Raw genomic sequence first — 22,992 nt, forward strand, 5'->3', positions numbered from 1 at the left:
CTTCAGCGGGCATAACCAGCCGGACGATTCAAGCATTCCATTCGCAGTGAGCCTCATGTCACCGGGTAGGAGACCCCCTTGAGCTGACGTTCGAAGGAGCAGGCGGATGACGACCCACGCCGTACGGCCGAGTGATCTGGTGCCCCACCGGGGCCCCGGCGCCCGTATCACCTCGTGGCTGTCGACCACCGACCACAAGGTCATCGGCAACCTGTACATGGTCACCGCGTTCTGCTTCTTCCTGGTCGGCGGCATCGAAGCGATGATCATCCGCGCGGAGCTCTTCGAGCCGGGGATGCAGTTCGTCACCCTGCAGCAGTACAACATGATGTTCACGCTGCACGGCAGCGTCATGCTGCTGCTGTTCGCCACTCCGCTGTTCGCCGGGTTCGCGAACGCCGTCATGCCGCTGCAGATCGGCGCTCCGGACGTGGCGTTCCCCCGGCTCAACATGGCGAGCTACTGGCTGTTCCTGTTCGGCGGGCTGATGGTGGTGGGGTCGTCGCTGGCGGGCGGGGCGCCGACCTTCGGGTGGACGGCCTACACGCCGCTGTCGACCGCGCCCTTCACCCCGCAGCTCGGCGGAGATCTGTGGATCATGGGGCTGGCGCTGTCCGGCCTCGGGACGATCCTCGGCTCGGTCAACTTCATCACGACGATCATGTGCATGCGCGCGCCGGGCATGACCATGTTCCGGATGCCGATCTTCACGTGGAACGTCTTCTTCACCTCGATCCTCGTCCTGCTCGCCTTTCCGGTGCTCGCCGCCGCGCTGCTGGCGCTGGAGATCGACCGCAAGCTCGGCGCGCACATCTACGACCCGCAGACGGGCGGCCCGCTGCTCTGGCAGCACCTGTTCTGGTTCTTCGGCCACCCCGAGGTCTACATCATCGCGATCCCGTTCTTCGGCATCATCACCGAGGTGATCCCGGTGTTCAGCCGCAAGCCGCTGTTCGGGTACGTCGGGATGGTCGGTGCGACAATTGCGATCACGGCGTTGTCGGTGACCGTGTGGGCCCACCACATGTTCGCCACCGGGCGCGTGCTGCTGCCGTTCTTCTCGTTGATGACGTTCCTGATCGCCGTGCCGACCGGGGTGAAGTTCTTCAACTGGACGGGCACGATGTGGCGGGGCCATCTCACGTTCGAGACGCCGATGCTGTGGGCGGTGGGGTTCCTCGTGACGTTCCTGCTCGGCGGGCTGACCGGGGTGATCCTGGCCTCTCCGCCGCTGGACTTCCACGTGACCGACACCTACTTCGTGGTGGCCCACTTCCATTACGTGGTGTTCGGCACGGTGGTGTTCGCGATGTTCTCCGGCTTCTACTTCTGGTGGCCCAAGTTCACCGGGCGGATGCTGAACGAACGTCTCGGGAAGATCCACTTCTGGATGCTGTTCATCGGGTTCCACCTGACGTTCCTCATCCAGCACTGGCTCGGCGCGCAGGGTATGCCCCGGCGGTACGGCGACTACTCGGCCAACGACGGCTTCACCTGGATGCACCAGGTGTCGAGCGTCGGGGCGTTCCTGCTCGGGCTGTCGACCCTGCCGTTCATCTACAACCTCTTCTGGACCTGGCGGCACGGCGAGAGGGTCACGGTGGACGACCCGTGGGGGCACGCCAACTCGCTGGAGTGGGCCACCTCCTGCCCGCCGCCGCGGCACAACTTCGTGTCGATCCCGCCGATCCGCTCCGAGCGGCCCGCCTTCGACCTGCGCTACCCGAGGGCCGGCGGCAAGCCGGGCGAGCCGCCGGAGACCAAGCGGGACTTCTTCGATCCCAACGCGTGAGCCGCCCACTGCGCCTGGCCCGTCCGGGGCGTCACAGGTCCCGCGGCGGCACAGGTCCCGGGGCGGCATGGAAAGGGGCCCCCGTCTCCGGGGGCCCCTTCCTTCACGTGCGGACCGTCAGCCCTTGCCGCCGGGCAGGTCCAGCCCGATGAGCAGCGGGTCGTGGTCGGAGGAGCGGAACGCGTCGGGCTGGTACAGCCCCGGCGGGTTGAACTCCGTGTTGTAGTCGAGGATGCGGGACTCGTCGGAGTTGACGTGCCAGATGGTCGCCCCGGTGACCCGGCTCGCCAGTTCGCCGCCGGCGAGGGCGTGGTCGAGCTCGCCCGACAGCCCGTCGAACAGGTAGCTGTAGCGCAGGGCCTCGGGGACGAACCGCTTGGTGAGGCTCACCAGCCCGCCCTGCTCCAGAGTGTGGATCGGGTCCTCCTCGCCGTACGCGTTGAGGTCGCCGATCACCAGCGGGCTGGTCAGGTGCATGCTGTCGATCAGCCCGAGCACGGCCCTGGCCTGCCGCACCCGCTCGTCGTTGTAGCAGCCCTGGCCGTGTTCCTGGTCCGGGGCGGGAGCGTCCGTGTCGCAGCCCTTCGACTTGAAGTGGTTGACGACCAGCGTGAACGACGGCCCGCCGTACACGCGGCGGAACTCCTGGATGAGCGGCGGGCGGCGGAAGACGGGGTCGGTGGACGACCTGGCGGCGCCGACCGGGGTGACCCTGGCCGGCTTGTAGATCGCCGTCACGTGGATGGCGTCGCCGCCCGGGTACGGGTGGGTGAGCGCCTTGTAGGTGCCGGCGCCGACCTTGGCGTTGAGCGCGTCCACGAGGGCCTGGACCGCGGTCTGGCCGTTGTTCTCCACCTCCATGAGCCCGACGACGTCGGCGTCGAGGCCCTGGAGGGTGGCGACGATCTTCGCGAGCTGGCGCTGCTGCTCCACGACCGTGTTCGCGCCGCGGGAGCCGAGCGTGGTGAACCAGTTCAGCGTGTTCAGGCTGGCCACCCGCACCGTGCCGCCCACCGCCTGGGGGGTGCCGAGGCGCGGGTTGGTGCGGGCGAAGCGGATCTCGGTGGTGGGCTGCAGGCGGTGCACGTCGAAGCCGTAGGTCAGGACTCCGGTGACGCCGTACGCGGTGTCGCCCAGGCGGGGGACGCCCCGCGTCCCGACGTACGGGATGGTGGCCGGGTTCTGCACCGTCGAGCCGTCGTCGATCAGCAGGGAGCGCCGCGCGTCGAGCGCGGGGTCGACGCCGTTCCGGTCGGTCGGCTGGAAGAGGCGGCCTCCGGCCGCGACGGTCACCTCGCCGTACCGGCCGAGGTTGTAGTGGTCGGTGAGGGTCAGCGGCTCGGGGAACGTCACGAGCATGTTCTCCAGCGGCTCGAAGGTCGTGCCCGCGGCCCTCGGCAGGGCGGTGTCGGCGGGCTTGACGCTTCCGGTGCCGCAGACGTCGACGGCGGTGACCGGCGACAGCTCGGTCAGGCCGTTGAACTCGGCCACCCGGCCGGTGACGAGCACCCGGTCACCGACCTTGACGTCCTTGAAGGATTCGCGGGCGAACGCGAACAGGCCGTCGGAGGTGGCGGGGTCGGCGTCGGGCGTCGGGTCCTGGAAGTAGAACCCGCTGAGCTGGTCGGTGCGCTGGAAGTCGCCGGTCACGACGCCTTCGACCCGGACCGTCTGCCCGGTCAGCGGGGAGGCCGTCCCGCTCCCCTGCACCTCGGCGATCTGCCGGTCCGGCGACACGCCGCAGGGATCCCCGGTGGGGGTGGACGACGGCGACGCGGACGGCGTGGCCGAGGGAGAGGCAGAGGGTGAGACGGAGGGAGAGACGGAGGGCGACGGCGTGACCGAAGGGGACTCCGACGGGGTCGCCGAGGGGGTCGCCGACGGCGACGGCGCGCCACAGGGGGCCGGCGCCGTGGCCGTGTTGCGCGGGGCGGGCGCGCCCGAGGCGAAGTCGGCGGCGTTGTCGTCGGTGTCGGCGCAGCCGCCGCCGGCCCGCAGGGCGGCCGTGGCGTTGCTCAGCGTGGGAGCCGCCGCCGTTCCCTCGAAGTAGTTGGCGTTGCCGTATCCGACCAGGTCCGCGATCTGCGCGGTCTGCTCGGGCGTGCAGGGGATGGAGCCGCCGTTGCACGCGAGGCCCGTGGCCGAGCGGACCAGGGCGACCTTCCCTGCTGTGCCGCTCAGCGTGAGCGTGCCCACGGTGTCGGGCGCCGGGAGCGCGCCGCTCGGCGTCGTCCCGGCCGAAAGCTGGACCAGGTGATACTGCCCGGGGGCGAGCGAGCCCGACAGGTTCTGCTTCTGGGAGCCGAACGACCCGGTGCCGGTCGCGCTGGCGTACTGCAGCGACCAGCCGTCCAGGCTGACCGTGGCCGTGCCGCGGTTGAACAACTCGACGAAGTCGTTGGTGTAGGGGGCGCCGGTGTTGCCGCCGCCCCCGTACACCTGGCTGATCACGGCGGTGCCCGGCTCGGCCGAGGCGGGCACCGGGGAGATGGCGGTGGCGAGGACGGGCAACAGGCCGGCCGCGGCGAGCACGGCGACGGCCCGCCCGCGAACACGGCGGCGAAGGCCGCGACCACCGGGGTGGTCGGCGGCGCTGACTCGGGAGAGAGCACGCATGCCCCGGACTTTAAGGGCAAGCCCCCTCAACACCAGGACCAAATGGTGTCTTTAGTAAAACATTGGCTTAATTTGACGATCTGCGTACGGCACGGCAGTGCGCGTGCTGCCATTGCGCGGCGCGGCCGGTGCTGGATCGGTCCATCGGGCGGGCCCGGCGCCCCCGGCTCAGCCCACCGGCTCAGCTCCCTGCGCACCCTCCGGCCGCACAGATCCGGTCGGATCGAAGCGGGCGGATCGGTGAGCGCGGGTCAGGGATGGACGACCGCCACCGGACAGGTGACGGCGTCGATCAGCGGCCGGGTGACCGACCCGAGCCTGGCGAGCGCGCCCTTCTCCCGGGTCGCGCCGACGACCAGCATGGTCGCGCCGGAGGAGGCGTCGGCCAGGACGTCCAGCACCGGGCCCGAGACGGGCTGGAGCGCCGTCTCCACCTGCGGATACCGCTCCCGCCAGGGCCGTACGGCGGCCTCCAGAAGCTCGACCGCCTCCCGGCCGGGGACGTCGGACATCACCATGGGAGCCATGCCCGCGCTCCAGGCGGCGGCCGGGTAGCGCATGGCGTGCACCGCGATCATCGACAGCCCGCGCAGAGCGGCCTCGCGGTAGGCGAAGGCGAGGACGTGGTCGTCACCGCCCCCGACGCCCGCGACGATCGGGCCGGGGTGGCGGGGGTGCGGCAGCGATCCCACGCCGCGCACCACGATCACGGGACAGCGTGCGTACGTGGCCACGTGCCCGGCGACGGAGCCCATCACGCGACGGGCCGCTCCGCTCAGGCCCCGCGATCCCACCACGACGAGATCGGCCGTCGCCGACAACGCGACGAGCCTCTCGGTGGCCTGGCCCTCGAACAGGTCCTCCCGCACGCGCACGCCGCTCGTGCACTGGCGCGCGCACTCGGCGCCGTGCCACAGCACGTGCTCGGCCGCGTGGTGCAGCGACTTGCGCGCCTCCTCGTCGCCCGGGGCGTACGGCGACTGCCAGGCGTGGCACACGGTGATGGGCGCCCGGCGGAACTCGGCTTCGTCCATCGCCCAGTCGAGCGCCTGCATGGCGAAGTCGGAGCCGTCGTACCCGACGACGATCCCCCGTCCGGTCTCCTCGCCGCTCTCCCGGCTGGTCCCCTGACCGATCCGCCGGCCGATCTCCTGGCCGGTCCCCTGCCGCCTGTCAGCATCCATGTCCTCAGGCTGCCCCGGCGCCGTACGGCCGGGCAGGGCGGAAAGTCCCGAAACGGGGAGGACGTCCGGCCCCGGGCCGGATCAGCGGCAGATCAGGAGCGGCTGCCGGCGAGCATCCCGGGACGGCGGTCGTGCTCCATGCCGGGCAGCACGACGACGACCGGGCACCTGGCCCGCAGCAGGCAGGCGGAGACGACGGGGTTGAGCACGGGGTAGGGCTCGGACTCGGCCTCGTGGGCGCCCAGCACCAGCAGGTCCGCGCCGTCCGTCGCGCGCAGCAGGACCTGGGCCGGAGGGCCCTCCACGACGACGGGCTCGACATGGCGCTCGCCGAGCTCGGCGACCGCACGCCCGGCGATGTCCAGTGCGGCCCCCCGCTCCTCCTCCCGGGAGGTACGGCCCGCGATCGGCGCGTAGTGCGCGTGCAGCCCGCCCGTCCACTCCCAGGCGTACACCGCCTCCACCACCGCGCCGCGCAGCGAACCCTCGGCGGCGGCCCACCGAAGTGCGGCCTGCGACGCCATCGATCCGTTGATTCCCACCACGATCTTCGGCTGGTTCACGTCCCGCCTCGCTCTCCGCTCTCAGTCTCGCCCACCGGGGTTAACGGCATGTTGCCGCGGCGAAACGGTCAGAAGACAGGGGTCCACGAGCATCCTCGTACCCACAAAGCCCCTCTGCCCCTCTCGTCCCATCGGGAACAGGCCATGTCTTGGAATGCGGCCCGGTCTGAGGACAGGGTATCGGTGGACCGGAGCGGTGCCGCTCGGCCGTTTTGCTCAGTGGATAGCAACTCCTTTCCCGGCCGTTGCCGTGTCTAAAGAAGATCATGTCGGGGTGGGCCGACGGCAGTGCCGTAGTGCTCGTGCCGGGGTGGCGCAGGTCCCCGCGTCCTGGGACCTTCGCCCAGGCCCACCGGCGGGCGAGCACGGCGGATGGGTGCGGGATCGGGGATCACCCTGATGCGCCCCGGCCTCCCGGACCGTACGCTGGCCCCTGGCCGGGGAGGGAGTCCATGGCGGGGGCGGGTGTGATCGACGAGTACGTCGCGGCGCTGGGGCGTGCGCTGCGCGGGCCTTCCGGCGTGCGGCGCGACCTGCTGGCCGAGGCGCGCGACGGCCTGCTGGACGCCGCCGAGGCCTACGAGTCCGGGGGCCTCCCCCGGGCCGAGGCCGAGCGGCGGGCGATCGCCGACTTCGGCACGGTGGACGAGATCGCGCCCGGGTTCCAGCGGGAGCTCGCGGTGAGCCAGGGCAGGCGGACGGCGGCGCTGCTGTTCCTGAGCGTGCCGCTGACCGCGTTCCTGTGGGCGGTGATCTGGCGGGTCTTCCCCGAGACCGCGCGGATCGAGCAGGTCAAGCCGGGATGGTTCGGCCTGCTGGCCAGGGCGGTGGACCTGCTGCAGCTCGGCGTGGGCGTCGTGGGCGGGCTCACGCTGCTCGCGCTCGGCCGCGGCCTGCGGCGGATCCGCCGCCCCGCGCTGGTCACCCGGCGACTGGGGCTGTTCGTCTGGGTGCAGACGCCGCTGGTCGGGGCGATGGGCCTGACGCTGGCGGCGGCAGCCCGGGGCCCGGTGGGGTTCTCGACCTATCTACCGGGGGTGGCCGTGTCGGCCATCAGTTATCTGTTCGCCGGATCCGCCCTGTTCAGCGCGGCCCGCTGCCTGCGCTGCACGACGGCGGTCACCGCGCTCAGCGCAGCGGATCGAGGACGCTCCCTATCGCGGTGGTGAACGAGCGCCAGGCCGACCGCTCCCCCGCCAGTGCCTTGCGTCCCGCGTCGGTGAGCCGGTAGGTCCGCCGCCTGCGCCCGCCGTCGGCGGCCCACTCCCCGGCGAGCAGCCCGGCCCGCTCCAGGCGCCGCAGCGCCGGGTAGACCGTCCCGGTCGGCACGTCGAGCGCGCCGCCGCTGCGCTCGCGCAACGCCTCGATGATCGCGTAGCCGTGCAGCGGCTCGCGCTCCAGCACGGAGAGCAGCAGGGCGTCCATGTGGCCCCGGAGCGCGTCGGCGTTCACGATCGCAGCCTATCCAGGTTCGTCACCGCCTCAGTCTATATGTAGGCTGTCTACATGTAGGCTGCCTACGCTTTCCCCTGGGAGAATCATGGATGTCGTCGATCTCGCCCGGCTGCAGTTCGCCGTGACGGGAAATCTCCATTTCCTGTTCGTCGTGCTGACACTCGGGCTCGCTCCGCTGGTGGCGATCATGCACACCCGCCTCGCCATCAGCGGGAATCTCCTGTACGAGCGGATGACCCGCTTCTGGGGACAGATCTACGTGATCAACTACGCGCTCGGCATCTTCACGGGCCTGGTGATGGAGTTCCAGTTCGGGTTGAACTGGAGCGGGCTGACGTCCTACGCGGGCGACGTGTTCGGCACACCGCTCGCCCTGGAGACGCTGCTCGCCTTCTTCCTGGAGTCCACGTTCCTCGGCTTGTGGATCTTCGGCTGGCACCGCCTGCCGCGCGGGCTCCACGTGGCCTGCATCTGGCTGGTGACGCTGACGGCGTACGCCTCGGCCCTGTTCATCATGGTCGCCAACTCCTTCCTGCAGAACCCGGTGGGCTCGGCCGAGGAGGGCGGACGGCTCGTGCTGCGCGACTTCGGCGCCCTGTTCACCAACCCGACCCTCGTCTTCGCGCTCCCCCACGTGCTGAGCGCCGGTCTGTGGGCCGGCGGGTTCGTCGTGATGGGCGCCAGCGCTTATCACCTGTACCGGCGCACCGCCGAGCGGGAGTTCTTCACCCGCTCCCTGCGCATCGGCGTGCTGACCGCCTTCATCGGGTCGCTGTTCACGGTGGGGTTCGGCTACGCTCAGTTCGGGCCGGTCAGCGACGTGCAGCCGGACAAGTTCCACGGGGCGGTCCCCGGCCTCGCACTCGGACTGATGATCACGATCGGGCAGTTCGTCCAGTTCGGCGTGATGTTCGTGCTGGCGCCGCTGCTCATCCGCGACCTGCTGGCCCGCTGGCGCTGGCTGCACCCGCTCCTCATGCTCATGACCCCGCTGCCGTTCGTCGCGGCGATCGCCGGCTGGCTCACGCGCGAGGTGGGCCGCCAGCCCTGGCTGGTGTACGGCAAGCTCTCCGTGGCCGACGCCCTCACCCCCGGGCTGACCCCGGCGGCGATCACGGCCTCCTTCGCCGCGTTCGCCGGCGTGCTCGGCCTGCTCGCCGTCGTGGACTGGGCCCTGATCATCCGCGCCGTACGGCGGGGTCCCGGGGAGGTCGCCCTCGGCGCTCCCGACCACTCCGCCGATCACTCTCCCGCCCCCGCCCACTCGTTCTGAGGACCCCGCAATGGAGATTGTCTGGTTCGCGACGTTCGCCGTCCTGCTGGCCGGTTACTTCGCCCTGGAGGGCTTCGACATCGGACTCGGCGTCCTGCTGCCCGTTCTGGGGCGCTCCCCCGCCGCCCGGGACCGCCTCGTCGGCGCGATGGCCCCGTTCGTGCTCGCCAACGAGGTGTGGCTGATCGCGCTCGCCGGAGTGCTGTTCGGTGCGTTCCCGGCGTTGGAGGGCCCGGTCCTGAGCGGCCTCTATCCCCTGGTCGCCGTCGTGCTGCTGGCCTGGATCGTGCGTGACGCGGGGCTGTGGTTCCGCCGCAGGGCCGGCGGCGCCCGCTGGCGGCTGCTGTGGGACGGCGCGGTGTGCGCGGGCTCCGCCGGGCTGGCCCTCGGCTGGGGAGCCGTGCTGACGGCCGTCGCCCGCGGACTGCCCGCCTCGCCCCTCGACCCGCTCGGCCTCGCGGGAGGCGTCGCGCTGCTGGCGCTGCTCGCCTGGCACGGGCGGACGTTCGCCGCGTGGCGGCTCGACGGCGCGCGGGGCGGTTCGCTGCTGCTGTCGGCCTGCGCCGCCGCGCTTCCCGCGGCGCTGGTCGTGGCGGGGGCGGCCGGGCGGATGCTCGGCGACGCCGCCCCGGATCAGACACTGACGGTGCTGGGTGTCATGGTGGTGCCGTTCGTCCCGTTCCTCGTGGGCGCGCAAGTATGGGTGTGGCGCACCTTCTCGAAGGGCGCCCTGCCGACGTTCTTCTAGATGGGTGACCGGTGCACAAGGATCTCCTTCGGCTGGCCCGCGCCGAGCGGAGCGTCCGTCTCCACCTCGTCTGCTGCCTGGCGGCGGCGGTGGCGGCCGGGCTGCTCGTGCTCGTGCAGGCGGAACTGCTCGCCGGGGTGCTGTCGGGCCGCTTCGCCGTCGCCGCGCTGCTCCCCCTGGCGCTGGTGGTCGCGGCGCGCGGGCTGTTCGGCTGGGCACAGGGGGTTCTCGCGGGCCGCGCGGCCACCGCGCTGAAGTCGGCCCTGCGGCGGCTGCTGCTCGGACGCGTGCAGGATCTCGGGCCGTCGTACCGGTCGGGTGAGGTGGTGACGCTCGCGGGGCGGGGGCTCGACGCGCTCGATCCGTATCTGACCGGTTATCTCCCGTCGGCCGCCGTGGCCGGGGTCGTGCCGTTCGCGGTCGTGGTCCGGCTGTTCGCCGCCGATCTCGCCACGGCGGTGATCGTGGTGCTCACGCTGCCGCTGATCCCGGTGTTCGGGGCGCTCGTCGGGTGGACCACCAGGGCGGTGACCGAACGCCAGTGGCGCGCCCTGGCCCGTCTCGGCGGCCACTTCCTCGACGTGGTGCGCGGCCTGCCGACGCTGCGCGCCTTCGGCCGGGCCCGTTACCAGGCGTCGGTGATCCGCGAGGTCGCCGAGGCGCACCGCGCCGCGACCATGCGCACGCTGCGGGTGGCCTTCCTGTCGTCGCTGGTGCTCGAACTCGTGGCGTCGCTGTCGCTCGCCCTGGTGGCGGTGCCCGTGGGCCTGCGGCTGCTGTCGGGCTCGCTCGACCTGCGCACGGCGCTGCTCGTGCTGCTGCTGGCGCCGGAGGCGTACCTGCCGCTGCGCGCGATGGGCACCCGGTTCCACGCCGCGATGGAGGGCGTCGCCGCCGCCGACGAGGCGTTCGCCGTGATCTCGCCCCCCGGACGGCCCGGCGAGACGGACGACACCGGGCGCGAGGCCGTACGGGAGGACGCGCCCGCCGGGGCGCCCCCGGTGTCGGCGGAAGACGCCGCGCCCGCGACGGAGACGCGTGCGGAGCACGCCGCGCCGGACGCGACGAGACGGGCGAGGGGCGCCGCTCCGCCCGGCGGGCCGGAGCCTCCCGAGATCCGGCTGGAGAACGTGACCGTGCGCTATCCGGGACGGGCCGAGGCCGCGCTCGACCGGGTCACGCTGGTCGTCGAGCCGGGTGAGCGGGTGGCGATCGCGGGTCCGAGCGGCGCGGGGAAGAGCACACTGCTGCACCTGCTGCTCGGGTTCGTGACCCCCGACGAGGGACGGGTGCTCGTCGGCGGTGAGGACCTCACGAGCCTCGACCTCGGCGAGTGGCGGCGGCGGCTCGCGTTCGTGCCGCAGCGCCCGCACCTGTTCGCGGACTCGGTGGCCCGGAACATCTCGCTCGGCTCGGCCGCCACGGCCGGGGAGATCCGGGCCGCCGCCGAGGCGGCCCAGGTGGCGGAGTTCGCCGAGTCCCTGCCCCAGGGGTACGACACCCCGCTCGGCGAGCGGGGGGCGAACCTGTCGGCGGGCCAGCGCCAGCGGGTCGCGCTGGCCAGGGCCTTCTGCCGCACCGGCACCGAGGTGCTGCTGCTGGACGAGCCCACGGCCCGGCTCGACGGCAGGAGCGAGGCGGCCGTCGTGGCGGCCACCCGAGGGCTGGCGCGGGGCCGTACGGCGATCATCGTCGCGCACCGCCCCGCGATGATCGAGCTGGCCGACCGGGTCGTCCGCCTCGACGGCGGCGCCCTCGTCCCCGCCGGGAACGAGCCCGCGCACGACGGACGGGAGGACGGACCGCGCGGCGAGGCCGCTCCCGGCGCCCTCGCCGCTCCGCGTGCGTGGCGCGGCCGGGCCGGTCACGGGACCGGCGGCCCCGGGGACGTGCGGAGACCGGCGGATCGAGGCGAGGACGGGGAGGCGGGATGAGCCGCACGAGGACGGCCGGCCCGTCGCCGCTGTCGGTGGTCGCCGTCGCCGGGACGGGGCGGCGGCTGGTGCTGGCCGCGGTCGCCGGGTCGGCCGCCGACCTCGCGGGGGTGGCGCTCATCGCGTCGGCCGCCTGGTTGATCACCAGGGCCGCCGAGCAGCCGCCGCTGGCGGCCCTGTCGGTCGCCATCGTGGCGGTGCGGGCGTTCGCCACCACCCGGGGGGTGTTCCGCTACGGCGAGCGGCTGGCCGGGCACGACGTCGCGCTGCGCGCCCAGGCGGGCACCCGCGAGCGCCTCTACCGGGCGCTGATCCCCGCCGGGCCGCTGCCGCAGCGCGGCGCCGACCTGCTCAGCCGGATGGTGGACGACACCGACGCCGTGCAGGACCTGCTCGTGCGGTGCCTGCTCCCGGCCGTCGCCGCCCTGGTCACCGGGCTCACCGCCGTCGTGATCGCGGGCTTCCTGCTGCCGGTCGCCGCGCCGGTGCTCGCCGCCGGTCTGCTCGCCGCCGGACTGGCCCTGCCGGTCGGCACGGCCGCCGCCGCGCGCCGCTGGTCGGCGCGGATCGCCCCGGCCCGCGCCGACCTCGCCGCCCGGGTGGCCGACCTGGTGCACGGCGCGGCCGACCTCGCCGCGTACGGCGCGCGGGACGAGGCCCTGTCGGCCGCGATGGACGCCGACGGGCGGCTCGCCCGCCTCGAACGGGGACAGGCCCGGATCAACGCCGCGGCGCTCGGGATCGGCGTGCTGGCCCAGGGGCTGACCGTCGCGGCGGTGGTCTGGGTGGCCCAGGGCGCCGGACTGGACCGGGTCGCGACGGCGGTGCTCGCCCTGACCTCGCTGGTGGCCTTCGAGCCCGCGCTCGCGCTGGGCGCCGCGGGCGAGCGGTTCGCGGCGGTGCTCGCGGCGTTGCGCAGACTGCGGGAGACGGCCGCCACTCCCCCGGCGGTCCGCGAGCCGGACGAGCCGGCGCCGCCGCCGGAGCCGCCGCTGACGGTCGAGGTGGAGGACCTGGTGGTGCGGCACGGCGGACGCGAGCCCGCGCTGAACGGCGTGAGCCTGACGCTGACGCCGGGCCGCCGGGTCGCGGTGGTCGGGCCGAGCGGCGCCGGGAAGAGCACGCTGCTGTCCGCGCTGATGCGCACGGTGGAGATCGAGTCGGGGGCGATCCGCCTCAACGGAACGGACGTGCGCCGCCTGTCCTCCGACGACGTGCGGGCGCGCGTCACCGGCCTCACCCAGGACCCGTACGTGTTCCAGGCCTCGTTCACGGACAACCTGCGCCTCGCCGGGCCGAGCGCCTCCACCGGCGAGATCGAGGCGGCCGTACGGCGGGCCCGCCTGGACGCGTGGGCGGGCCGCACGGGGTGGGACACGGTGCTCGGCGAGGACGGACGCACGGTCTCCGGCGGCCAGCTTCAGCGGCTCGCGCTGGCCCGGGCCCTGCTGTACGACCCGCCCGTGCTGCTGCTGGACGAACCGGCGGAGGCGCTGGACGAGGAGACGGCCGACCTGCTGACGGCCGACCTGCTGGACGCCACCAGGGGCCGCACCACTCTGCTGGTCACCCACCGGCTGCGCGGCCTGGAGCAGGTCGACGAGATCGTGGTGCTGGAGGGCGGCCGGGTCACCCAGCGCGGCGCCCACGCCGACCTCGTCGGCGTGCCCGGCTACTACCGGGACCTGTGGGAGTCGGAGGCGCTGACCCGGCGCCGCGCCTGAACGCCGATCGCCGGCGGGCCATCCCCCCGGAGGCCCGCCGGCGACGATCGTGGACGCCGTCAGTTCGTCGGCGAGTTTTCGGCGAGCGTGGTGGTGATGGTGCTCTCCTTGCCGTCACGGGTGAAGGTGACGGTCACCTTGTCGCCGGGACGGGAGCTCCGGATGATGCCGAGGACGGCCTCGGCGCTGTCCACCAGCTTGTCGTTGATCTTGGTGATCAGGTCGCCCTCCTTGAGGCCGGCCTTCTCCGCGGGGCCGCCCGCCGTGATCGAGCTGACCACCGCACCCGGCGAGCCGCCGACCGAGTCAGCCACGCTCACGCCGAAGAACGCGTGGGTCGCCTTGCCCGTCTTGATCAGCTGCTCGGAGACCAGCTTCGCGGTGTTGATGGGGATCGCGAAGCCGACGCCGATGTTGCCGGAGCTGGAGCCCGAGGTGGCGATCGCGGTGTTGACGCCGACGACCTCGCCGGCCGCGTTGACCAGCGCGCCGCCCGAGTTGCCGGGGTTGATGGCGGCGTCCGTCTGGATCATGCCGCCGATCGTCGTGCCCTGGCTCTGCTGCTGCTGTTCCTGCTGTCCCATCCCCCAGGGGAACTGCGGCTGCTGCTGCTCCTCCGGGCTCTCGGTCAGGGTGCGGTCGAGCGCGCTCACGATGCCGGAGGTGACCGATCCCTCCAGGCCGAGCGGGCTGCCGATCGCGAGCACCGCGTCGCCGACCTGGAGCCTGTCGCTGTCGCCGAGCGAGGCCGGGGTGAGCCCGGAGACGCCCTGCGCCTGGATGACCGCGAGGTCGGTGGTGGGGTCGGTGCCCTTGACGACGGCGTCCGCCGTCTTGCCGTCGCTGAACTTCACCCTGACGGTGCCGCCGCCCGCGCCGCCGGCCGTCACCACGTGGTTGTTGGTCAGGATCAGGCCGTCGGCGGACAGGATGACACCCGAACCCTCGCCGCCGCCCGCGGAGGTCTTCACCTCGATCGACACGACCGAGGGCATGATCGCCTTGGCCACCGCCGCGATGGTGTTGCCGGAGGAGTTGGAGACCCCCTTGACCACCGGACTCGCGATCACGGGCCGGTCGCCGTTCACGCCGTTGGCGACGAGGGCCCCGGTGACCCCGCCGCCCAGCGCCACGGCCACGAGGGCGAGGCCCGCGCCCGCCTTCTGGCGAGCGGTCAACGTGCCCTTCCGCACCGGAGGCGCCGGGAACTGTGCCGTGTCATAAGGACCGCTCCCGTGCGAGCCGTACGCCTGGTAGGCCCCGGTGTACTGCCCGTGCTGCGGCGGAGTGCTGCCGAACTGGCTCCAGCCGTGGCTGGGAAGCACATCGGTGTTCTCGTTGCCGGGAACGTGCTCAGGTGAGCTCATCGCCATCCCCCTCAATGGATCCGCCGGTCATCCCGGCTCTCCGCCGGTACAGGTAATACGATGACGCATAGGCGATAAGGTCACGTTAAGCGATCAGCGACGGGGTTCCCCGAGCGCCCTACGCGTACTTTATGCGAGGCCGCCCGATGCTCACGGCTCAGGCCGTACGCTGCCGGTACTCGTCCCTGAGCAGTCGCTTGTAGAGCTTGCCGCTGGCCTGGCGGGGCAGTTCGCCGCGGAAGTCGACCGACTTCGGGCACTTGTAGTGCGCCAGGCGCTCCCGGCAGTAGGCGATGAGCTCCGCCTCCAGGGCCGGACCGGCCTCCGCCGGGTCGAGCGGCTGCACGACGGCCTTCACCTGCTCGCCCATCTCCGGGTCCGGCACCCCGAAGACGGCCACGTCGGCCACCTTGGGATGCACCGCCAGCACGTTCTCCGCCTCCTGCGGATAGATGTTCACGCCACCGGAGATGATCATGTAGGAGCGCCGGTCGGTGAGGTAGAGGAAGCCGTCCTCGTCCACGTACCCGATGTCGCCCAGCGTGGTCCAGCCGCGACCCTTGGGGTCCCGCGCCGACGCGGTCTTCTCCGGGTCGCCGTGATACTCGAACTGCGGCCCCTTGGAGAAATAGACGGTGCCGCGCTCGCCCGGCGGCAGTTCGTCGCCGTTCTCGTCGCAGACGTGGGGGATCCCGAGCAGCGGGCGGCCGACCGTGCCCCGGTGCGCGAGCCAGTCCTCCGGCGAGGCGTACAGGAAGCAGTTGCCCTCCGTCCCCGCGTAGTACTCGTGGATGATCGGGCCCCACCACTCCATCATCCGCTCCTTGACCTCGACGGGGCAGGGCGCGGCGGAGTGGACCGCGCAGCGCAGCGACGACAGGTCGTAGCGCTCGCGCACCTCCCGCGGCAGCTTGAGCATCTTGACGAACATGGTGGGCACCCACTGCGCGTGGGTGACCTGGTGCCGCTCGACGAGCGCCAGCGCCTCCTCCGGGTCGAACCGCTCCATCACGACGACGGTCGCGCCGAGGCGCAGGAAGGTCAGGCAGTACCGCAGCGGGGCGGCGTGGTAGAGCGGCGCGGGCGACAGGTACACGCTGTCGGCCGCCGGCGCGAACAGGCGCTCGACCAGCCGGAGCAGGACTCCGGGCGCGTCCAGCGGCGCCAGCCTGATCGGCGGTTTGACCCCCTTGGGCCGGCCCGTCGTGCCGGAGGAGTACAGCATGTCGATGCCCTGGCACTCGTCCTCGACCGGCGTCGCGGGCTGCCCGGCCACGGCCTCCTCGTACGACGTGAAGCCCGGGGCGACGCCGTCGAGCATGAGCCGCACCTCGACGCGGGGCGTGGCCTCGGTGACGGCGCTCGCGACCTCGGCGAGCCGCGCCGAGGAGATGAAGACCCGCGCCCCGCAGTTGTCGACGATGTACGACAGCTCGTCGGCCTGGAGGCGGGAGTTGATGGCCGTGTAGTACAGCCCGGAACGGTGCGCGGCCCACGCGATCACCAGGAAGAGCGGATGGTTCTCCAGCATGAAGGCGACGTGGTCGCCGGGGCGCAGGCCGGCGGCCCGCAGCAGGTGCGCCAGGCGGTTGGACTCCTCGTCGAGCTCCCGATAGGTGATCACCCGGCCGGAGCCCGCCATGATCACTGCCGGTTTGTCCGGCGCCGTCGCCGCCATCGCCCCAGGGTGCATGACCGAAAGTTACTCGGTCCGCCACCGGCGCGGTAGGCGCGAGTTCCCGATGGCGTCCGCTCAGCGCTCCAGCGTCCGATAGGGGTCGCGCAGCGGCCTGGCCCGCTCGGCGTACGCGGCCTTGATCTCCGTCATCTTCGGCCCCGGGGAGTAGAAGCGCCCCTTCGTCTCGCCGTACGGCTGGAGCCATCCGGTGGCCGCCAGTTCACGCAGGTCGCGGGCGGCCTGGCCCTGGCTCAGCCCCTCGTCGGCCTGGTACATGCCGCGGCGCAGACGCCGGGAGACGAACACCTGGTAGAGCGCCGAGACCGTGCGCGGGTGCAGGCCCTGCTCCCCGGTCCGCTCCTCCAGCAGCATCCACACCTCGCCCGCCTCCGCGAGCCGGCGCCCCACGCGCTGTGCCTGCATGTGGTGGCAGCGCAGCACGAACCGCACCCACGCGAGGGTGTCACCGTGCGGGCTCCACCGGCCGCGTCCGACCAGGCCGAGCACGTCGTAGTAGTCGTAGGTGGTGCGGCCCTCGCCCAGCCACTCCTCGATCGAGGCGAACTCCGGCGTGGTGATCTGGTCGCGGCCGAGCACGAGCGTCTGCAGCGCCCGCGACATGCGTCCGTTGCCGTCCCGCCAGGGGTGGATCTTGACGAGGTTGAGGTGGGCCATAGCTCCGCGCACGTAGCCGGCGGCGTCGAGATCGCCCTCGTTGAGCCACTCGACCAGTTCCGCGAGCAGGGCGGGCACCTGCTCGTGGTCCGGGCCCTCGTAGACCACCTCGCCAGTGGCCGAGTTCCGCACGTAGATCCCTCCGGGCCGGATCGTGCCCGGGGTCTTGTTCACGTGGTGGCCGATCATCATGAAGTTCAGCGCGTGCAGCAGGCCGGCGTCGTAGCGGAAGGCCCATGCCCGCGAGAGGGCGCCGATGTAGGTGAGCGCCTGCTGGTACCCGGAGATCTCGCGGGCGACGGCGGCCGGCGTCTCCAGGGGGTCCTCCCCCGACATGATCGACTCGATGTCCTCGACGCTGGCGTGGTAGCCCTCGATGGAGTTCGAGCCCTGGATCGCCCGCGCCTGCAACTGCCGCCGCAGCAGGCCGTCCCAGCGGTGCGCCTCGGCCAGCCGGTATTTCAGGTCGCGCTGCATCTCCTCGATCTCGGCGAGCACCTTCTCGTCCGCGGCCTCCAGCGCCGGTGTGCCGTACAACATGGGGCCATGACAGCACGAACGAATCATCCAGTCAAGCGACCGGATGATTCGTCCATTTATGTGCGCATCAGGCCGCGGGGACGACCGATCCCTTGAACGTCTCCTCGATGTACTTCTTCACCTCGGGCCCGGTCAGCAGCCCGACCAGCGTCTTCACCCGGGGGTCGCTCTCGTGCCCCTGGGCGACCACCAGGCCGTTGGCGTACGGGTTGCCCTCGGCCTTCTCCAGCACCAGCGCGTCGGAGGACGGGTCGAGGTCGGCCTCCAGGGCGTAGTTGCCGTTGATCACGGCGGCGTCCACGTCGTCGAGCGAGCGCGGGAGCTGCGCGGCCTCCAGCGGGCGGAAGGTCAGGTTCTTCGGGTTGCCTGCCACGTCGCGCTCGGTCGCGGCGGTGCCCGCGCCGTCCTTCAGCGTGACCACGCCGTTGTCGGCGAGCAGCTTGAGCGCCCGGCCGAGGTTGGTGGCGTCGTTGGGCACCGCGACCGTGCCGCCCTGCGGCAGCGAGGCGAGGTCCTTCACCTTCCGCGAATACAGGCCGAGCGGCTCCAGGTGCACCGGGGCGACGAAGCTCAGCTTGGTGCCCTTGGACGCGTTGAAGTCGTCCAGGTAGGGCTTGTGCTGGAAGTAGTTGGCGTCGAGCCGGCCGTCCTGGAGCTGCAGGTTGGGCTGGACGTAGTCGCTGAACTCGACGAGCTCAAGCTTCAGCCCCTTGGCGGCGGCCAGGTTGTCGGCCACGTACTTCAGGATCTGCGCGTGCGGCACCGGGCTCACGCCGACCTTCAGCGGGGCGTCCGCCGCCGAGCCGGTGGCGGTCGCCGTGCCCGGCGACGAGGATCCGCAGGCGGACAGCACGAGCGCGACCACGGCGGCGATGACGAGGCCGAGCGTTCTACGCATGGGAAAGGACTCCTTCTTGTGGTTAACGGTGGGAAAGCCGGCGGGCGACGGCGTCGCCGAGGGTCTGCGCGAGCTGCACCACGACGACCAGGACGACCACGGTGACGACCATGAGCGTGGTCTCGAACCGCTGGTATCCGTAGCGGACGGCGAGGTCGCCGAGGCCACCGCCGCCGATCACCCCGGCCATCGCGGAGTAGGAGATGAGGGTGACCACGGTGACGGTCAGCCCGGCGACGAGGCCGGGCAGCGCCTCGGGCAGCAGGACGCGTGTCACGATCGTCACCCGGCCCGCCCCCATCGCCTCTGCCGCCTGCACGACGTCGCGGCCGACCTCGCGCAGCGCCGTCTCGACCAGCCGGGCGAAGAAGGGCGCCGCGCCGATCGTGAGCGGGACCACCGCGGCGGTGGTCCCGATCGTCGTGCCGGTGAGCACGCGCGTCAGCGGAATGACCGCGATCATGAGGACGATGAACGGCAGCGACCGCCCGACGTTGACGACCAGGCCGAGCACGCGCCGCACGGCGGGGGCGGGGAACAGCCCGCCGCGGTCCGTCCCGGCGAGGCAGACGCCGAGCGGGAGCCCGAACAGCACGGTGAACAGCGTGGACCAGCCCACCATCACGGCGGTCTGCCCGGTGGCCTCCCACAGCAGAGGGCTCATCTCCGACCAGGTCACGCGGCCTCCTCCACCAGCAGGCCGCGCTCACGCAGGCCGGCGAGGGCGGCCGCCGCACCGGCTCCGGTGATCCGCAGCCGCAGCCGGCCCGCCGGAGCCCCCGCCACCTGCTCGACCGCGCCGCCCACGACGGCGACGTCCACGTCGTACGTGCGCGCGAGACGCGACAGCAGGGTCTCGTCCGCGGCGAGGGCGACCGTCACGGTGCCGGGCTCGGCGGCCGGCAGCGGGAACAGCTCGGCCGCCAGCCGCGATCCGGGGGTGGCGAGCAGGCCGGGCAGGGAGCCCGCCTCCGCGATCCGCCCGTCACTCATGATCGCCGCGGAGTCGCAGACGGCCTTGATGACGTCCATCTCATGGGTGATGAGCAGGATCGTCAGCCCCAGCTCCCGGTTGAGCCGCCGGAGCAGGGCCAGGATCGACTGGGTCGTGGCGGGATCGAGCGCGGAGGTGGCCTCGTCCGACAGCAGCACCGACGGCTCGGCCGCGAGCGCCCGCGCGATGCCGACCCGCTGCTTCTGCCCGCCGGACAGCTGCGCGGGGTAGGCCCCCGCGCGGTCGGCCAGGCCCACGAGGTCGAGCAGCTCCGCGACCCGCCGGGCCCGGGCGGCCCGGCCGACGCCCATGACCTCCAGCGGGAAGGCCACGTTGCCCGCCACCGTGCGCGACGACAGCAGCGCGAAGTGCTGGTGGATCATGCCGATGCGCTGCCGGGCGCGGCGCAGGTCGGCCGCGCCGAGGGTGGTCAGCTCGTGCCCGTCGACGGTCACCACGCCCTCGTCGGGGCGTTCGAGCAGGTTGACGCAGCGCAGCAGGGTGCTCTTGCCGGCGCCGCTGCGTCCGAGCACGCCGAAGACCTTTCCCCTGCCGACGTGCAGGTCGACGCCGTCGAGCGCGACGACGTCGCCGTAGGCCTTGCGCAGGCCGGTAACCGTGATCACTTGCTGTCTCCGGAGAACGCGTACGGCTGCTGCGTGCCGGTCGGGAAGGGCGGGCGCCCGATCCGGAGCGGGGCCGGGTCGGACGGCGAGGAGAGCGTCATCGGGTGTGCGCCTTCGCGGGAGGGGCGGGAGGACCAGGGGCTCAGCCCGCGGGACACTCGCGTCGAGGCGGGTTCATCAGGTTCGGTACGCTCACGACCAGCTGAAACCACCTGTGAGCCTTCCGGTATTCCAGACCTGGAATGTGCCCTTTGTCACATGACAAGGCCCGCGCCCCGGGACGGGGACGCGGGCCTTGCGCGGGCAACCGCCATACGCAGGAACCCCCATGCGCAGGAACCTCCGGGCGGCGCCGCCGCGCTCACCGGCAGCGCTCCGGGCACCCGATGCCGATACCGGCCCTGCGACGGCCCTGCGACGGTCAGCCGGCGGTCAGGCGACGGCCTGCCGCGTGACCGTCGCGGGGGTCAGCGCCAGGTCGAGGACCTCGCGGACGTCGCTCACCGCGTGGACGGTGAGGTCGGCCAGCACCTCGGCCGGCACGTCGTCCAGGTCGGGCTCGTTGCGCGCGGGGATGAGCACGGTGGTGATCCCGGCCCGGTGGGCGGCCAGCAGCTTCTGCTTGACCCCGCCGATCGGCAGCACCCTGCCGGTCAGGGACACCTCGCCGGTCATCGCCACGTCGCCGCGGACCGGGCGGCCCGAGAGCAGGGAGGCCAGGGCCGTGGTCATCGTGACACCCGCCGACGGGCCGTCCTTCGGCACCGCGCCCGCGGGCACGTGGATGTGCACCGATCGGTCCCTGAGCGACCCGACCGGCAGCTCCAGCTCCGCGCCGCGCGACCGCAGGAAGGACAGCGCGATCTGCGCCGACTCCTTCATCACGTCGCCGAGCTGCCCGGTGAGCGTGACGCCGGTCGCGCCGGTCTCGGGGTCGGCCAGCGACGCCTCGACGTAGAGGACGTCGCCGCCCGCGCCGGTCACCGCGAGGCCCGTGGCCACGCCCGGCACCGCCGTACGCTGGCGGGCCTCCGGCAGGGACGACTCGGGCACGTGCCGCGGCCGGCCCAGGTAGGCGACCAGGTCATCGGGGGCGACCGTCACCGGCAGCTCCGTCTCGCCGAGGGCGACCTTCGCCGTCACCCGGCGCAGAACGCGGGCGATCGACCGCTCCAGCGACCGGACGCCGGCCTCGCGGGTGTACTCGCCCGCCAGGCGGCGCAGCGCCCCCTCCTCCACCGTCACGTCGGCGGTGGTGAGACCCGCCTTCTCCAGCTGGCGCGGCAGCAGGTGGTCGCGGGCGATGGCGACCTTCTCGTCCTCGGTGTAGCCGTCCAGCGTGACGAGCTCCATCCGGTCGAGCAGCGGCCCGGGCACCTGCTCCAGGACGTTGGCCGTCGCGAGGAACAGCACGTCGCTGAGGTCGAGCTCGACCTCCAGGTAGTGGTCGCGGAAGGTGTGGTTCTGCGCCGGGTCGAGCACCTCCAGAAGCGCGGCCGTCGGGTCGCCCCGGTAGTCCGCGCCGACCTTGTCGATCTCGTCCAGCAGCACGACGGGGTTCATCGAGCCCGCCTCGCGGATGGCCCGGACGATGCGGCCCGGCAGCGCCCCGACGTACGTGCGCCGGTGGCCGCGGATCTCCGCCTCGTCGCGCACGCCGCCCAGGGCGACCCGGACGAACTTCCTGCCCATGGCGCGGGCGACCGACTCGCCGAGAGAGGTCTTGCCGACCCCGGGAGGACCGGCCAGCGCGAGCACGGCGCCGCTGCGGCGCCCGCCGACCACGCCGAGGCCCTGGTCGGCCCGGCGCTTACGGACCGCGAGGTACTCCACGATGCGGTCCTTCACGTCGTCGAGGCCGGTGTGGTCGGCGTCGAGCACCGCGCGGGCGCCCGCGATGTCGTAGGAGTCGGTCGTGTGGACGTTCCACGGGACGTCCAGCACCGTGTCGAGCCAGGTGCGGATCCAGCCGGTCTCGGGCGACTGGTCGGAGGTGCGCTCCAGCTTGGCGACCTCCTTGAGCGCCGCCTCCCGGACCTTCTCGGGCAGGTCGGCGGCCTCGATGCGGGCCCGGTAGTCCTCCTCCTCGTCGGAGGGGTCGCCGCTCAGCTCGCCCAGCTCCTTGCGTACGGCGGCGAGCTGCTGGCGCAGCAGGAACTCGCGCTGCTGCTTCTCCATGCCCTCCTGGACGTCCTTGCGGATGGTCTCCGCGACGTCCATCTCGGCGAGGTGGTCGCGGGCCCACCCGACGAGCTTGTCGAGACGCTCCGCGGGGTCGGCGATCTCCAGCAGCAGCAGCTTCTGCTGGATGGTCAGCCAGGGGGCGTACCCCGAGCTGTCGGCGAGGACGGCGGGGTCGGTGATCTGGTTGACGGCGTCGACGACCTGCCACGCGCCCCGCTTCTGCAGGATCGTGGTGGTCAGGGCCTTGTACTCCTTGGCCAGCTCACCGGCCCTCGGCCCGGCGGCGACCGGCTCCAGCACCGTCGCCTCGACCCACAGCGCCGCGCCGGGGCCGGTGGTGCCGGTGCCGACGCGCATGCGGTGCACGCCGCGCACGACGGCCGCGGGCTCGCCGCCCGGCAGCCGTCCGACCTGTTCCACGACGGCGCTCACCCCCACCGGGCCGTAGCGGCCGTCGACGCGAGGCACCAGCAGGACCGTGCTCTCTCCACCGGCCCGGGCGGCGTCGATGGCCGCGCGGACCTCGGAGGCCGACAGGTCAAGGGGAACGACCATGCCGGGCAGGACGACCTCGTCATCGAGCGGGAGGACGGGAAGGACCTGGGACATCAGCACTCCAATGGGTTGAGTTATGCCGACTCAACTAACACGAGCCCGTCCCTGTTCCCTGTTCTGCGTCAGTTCGCTGTGAGCGATCGTAATCGTGTAATCACCGCATGATTCCCCCCGATGCCGCGACGC

Annotated in this window: 17 protein-coding genes; 6 read left to right on the top strand and 11 right to left on the bottom strand. The window is 72.5% G+C overall.

Going from position 1 to position 22,992, the window contains the following annotated elements:
* The first annotated feature begins 106 nt into the window (after nt 1-106).
* On the top strand, nt 107-1,792 hold the full coding sequence (gene ctaD / locus FED44_RS15135) for an aa3-type cytochrome oxidase subunit I (RefSeq protein WP_111701034.1): 1,686 nt from the start codon (nt 107-109) through the stop codon (nt 1,790-1,792).
* A gap of 117 nt (nt 1,793-1,909) precedes the next feature.
* Here the strand turns inward: ctaD and FED44_RS15140 are convergent, their stop codons facing one another.
* The 3 genes from FED44_RS15140 to FED44_RS15150 form a co-directional block, all read right to left on the bottom strand.
* Complete coding sequence (locus FED44_RS15140; RefSeq protein ID WP_138461066.1) at nt 1,910-4,408, bottom strand: ExeM/NucH family extracellular endonuclease; 2,499 nt, start codon at nt 4,406-4,408, stop codon at nt 1,910-1,912.
* 251 nt (nt 4,409-4,659) lie between these two features.
* Nucleotides 4,660-5,592 carry a universal stress protein gene (locus tag FED44_RS15145; protein ID WP_138461067.1) on the bottom strand — a complete coding sequence of 311 codons (933 nt, stop codon included), beginning with the start codon at nt 5,590-5,592 and terminating at the stop codon, nt 4,660-4,662.
* Between the two features lie 92 nt (nt 5,593-5,684).
* A complete protein-coding gene (locus FED44_RS15150; RefSeq protein WP_111701037.1) occupies nt 5,685-6,155 on the bottom strand; it encodes a universal stress protein in 471 nt (156 codons plus the stop codon).
* A gap of 452 nt (nt 6,156-6,607) precedes the next feature.
* Here FED44_RS15150 and FED44_RS36420 point away from each other — a divergent pair, with 452 nt between their 5' ends.
* Nucleotides 6,608-7,324 (top strand): permease prefix domain 1-containing protein, encoded by a 717-nt coding sequence (locus FED44_RS36420; protein ID WP_187406077.1) that lies wholly within the window; start codon nt 6,608-6,610, stop codon nt 7,322-7,324.
* Here FED44_RS36420 and FED44_RS15160 read toward each other — a convergent pair.
* The gene (locus FED44_RS15160) at nt 7,284-7,607 is read right to left on the bottom strand and encodes a PadR family transcriptional regulator (protein WP_111701038.1); all 324 of its coding nucleotides are present in this window, start codon (nt 7,605-7,607) and stop codon (nt 7,284-7,286) included. The genes FED44_RS36420 and FED44_RS15160 overlap by 41 nt on opposite strands.
* Nucleotides 7,608-7,695: 88 nt before the next feature.
* On the opposite strand from FED44_RS15160, the gene FED44_RS15165 reads away from it, so the two are divergent.
* Genes FED44_RS15165 through cydC form a run of 4 tightly spaced genes read left to right on the top strand, consistent with a single transcriptional unit; the run spans nt 7,696 to nt 13,289 of the window.
* Nucleotides 7,696-8,883 carry a cytochrome ubiquinol oxidase subunit I gene (locus FED44_RS15165; protein ID WP_111701039.1) on the top strand — a complete coding sequence of 396 codons (1,188 nt, stop codon included), beginning with the start codon at nt 7,696-7,698 and terminating at the stop codon, nt 8,881-8,883.
* A 10-nt stretch (nt 8,884-8,893) separates the two neighbouring features.
* Entirely contained in the window at nt 8,894-9,631 is a 738-nt protein-coding gene (locus FED44_RS15170) for a cytochrome d ubiquinol oxidase subunit II (protein ID WP_138461068.1), read from the top strand.
* An 11-nt stretch (nt 9,632-9,642) separates the two neighbouring features.
* Nucleotides 9,643-11,565: a thiol reductant ABC exporter subunit CydD gene (cydD, locus tag FED44_RS15175; protein ID WP_138461069.1), complete on the top strand. Its 1,923-nt coding sequence runs from the start codon at nt 9,643-9,645 to the stop codon at nt 11,563-11,565.
* A complete protein-coding gene (cydC, locus tag FED44_RS15180; RefSeq protein ID WP_138461070.1) occupies nt 11,562-13,289 on the top strand; it encodes a thiol reductant ABC exporter subunit CydC in 1,728 nt (575 codons plus the stop codon). The genes cydD and cydC overlap by 4 nt, the downstream gene beginning before the upstream one ends.
* Nucleotides 13,290-13,348: 59 nt before the next feature.
* Here cydC and FED44_RS15185 read toward each other — a convergent pair whose 3' ends face one another.
* The 7 genes from FED44_RS15185 to lon all read right to left on the bottom strand — a co-directional run bounded on the left by FED44_RS15185 (nt 13,349) and on the right by lon (nt 22,860).
* Complete coding sequence (locus tag FED44_RS15185) at nt 13,349-14,656, bottom strand: S1C family serine protease (protein WP_117410516.1); 1,308 nt, start codon at nt 14,654-14,656, stop codon at nt 13,349-13,351.
* Between the two features lie 157 nt (nt 14,657-14,813).
* Nucleotides 14,814-16,334 carry an acyl-CoA synthetase gene (locus FED44_RS15190; protein WP_244301949.1) on the bottom strand — a complete coding sequence of 507 codons (1,521 nt, stop codon included), beginning with the start codon at nt 16,332-16,334 and terminating at the stop codon, nt 14,814-14,816.
* Nucleotides 16,335-16,409: 75 nt separating this feature from the next.
* Nucleotides 16,410-17,549: a Fic family protein gene (locus tag FED44_RS15195; protein ID WP_138461072.1), complete on the bottom strand. Its 1,140-nt coding sequence runs from the start codon at nt 17,547-17,549 to the stop codon at nt 16,410-16,412.
* A 67-nt stretch (nt 17,550-17,616) separates the two neighbouring features.
* A complete protein-coding gene (locus FED44_RS15200; protein WP_138461073.1) occupies nt 17,617-18,447 on the bottom strand; it encodes a MetQ/NlpA family ABC transporter substrate-binding protein in 831 nt (276 codons plus the stop codon).
* Between the two features lie 22 nt (nt 18,448-18,469).
* Nucleotides 18,470-19,111: a methionine ABC transporter permease gene (locus FED44_RS15205; protein ID WP_138461220.1), complete on the bottom strand. Its 642-nt coding sequence runs from the start codon at nt 19,109-19,111 to the stop codon at nt 18,470-18,472.
* 11 nt (nt 19,112-19,122) lie between these two features.
* Nucleotides 19,123-20,067 (bottom strand): methionine ABC transporter ATP-binding protein, encoded by a 945-nt coding sequence (locus tag FED44_RS15210; protein WP_138461074.1) that lies wholly within the window; start codon nt 20,065-20,067, stop codon nt 19,123-19,125.
* Between the two features lie 432 nt (nt 20,068-20,499).
* The gene (gene lon / locus FED44_RS15215; RefSeq protein WP_138461075.1) at nt 20,500-22,860 is read right to left on the bottom strand and encodes an endopeptidase La; all 2,361 of its coding nucleotides are present in this window, start codon (nt 22,858-22,860) and stop codon (nt 20,500-20,502) included.
* Nucleotides 22,861-22,992: the final 132 nt, after the last annotated feature.

This window comes from Microbispora triticiradicis, from assembly GCF_005864065.1.
GTDB classification, from domain to species: domain Bacteria; phylum Actinomycetota; class Actinomycetes; order Streptosporangiales; family Streptosporangiaceae; genus Microbispora; species Microbispora triticiradicis.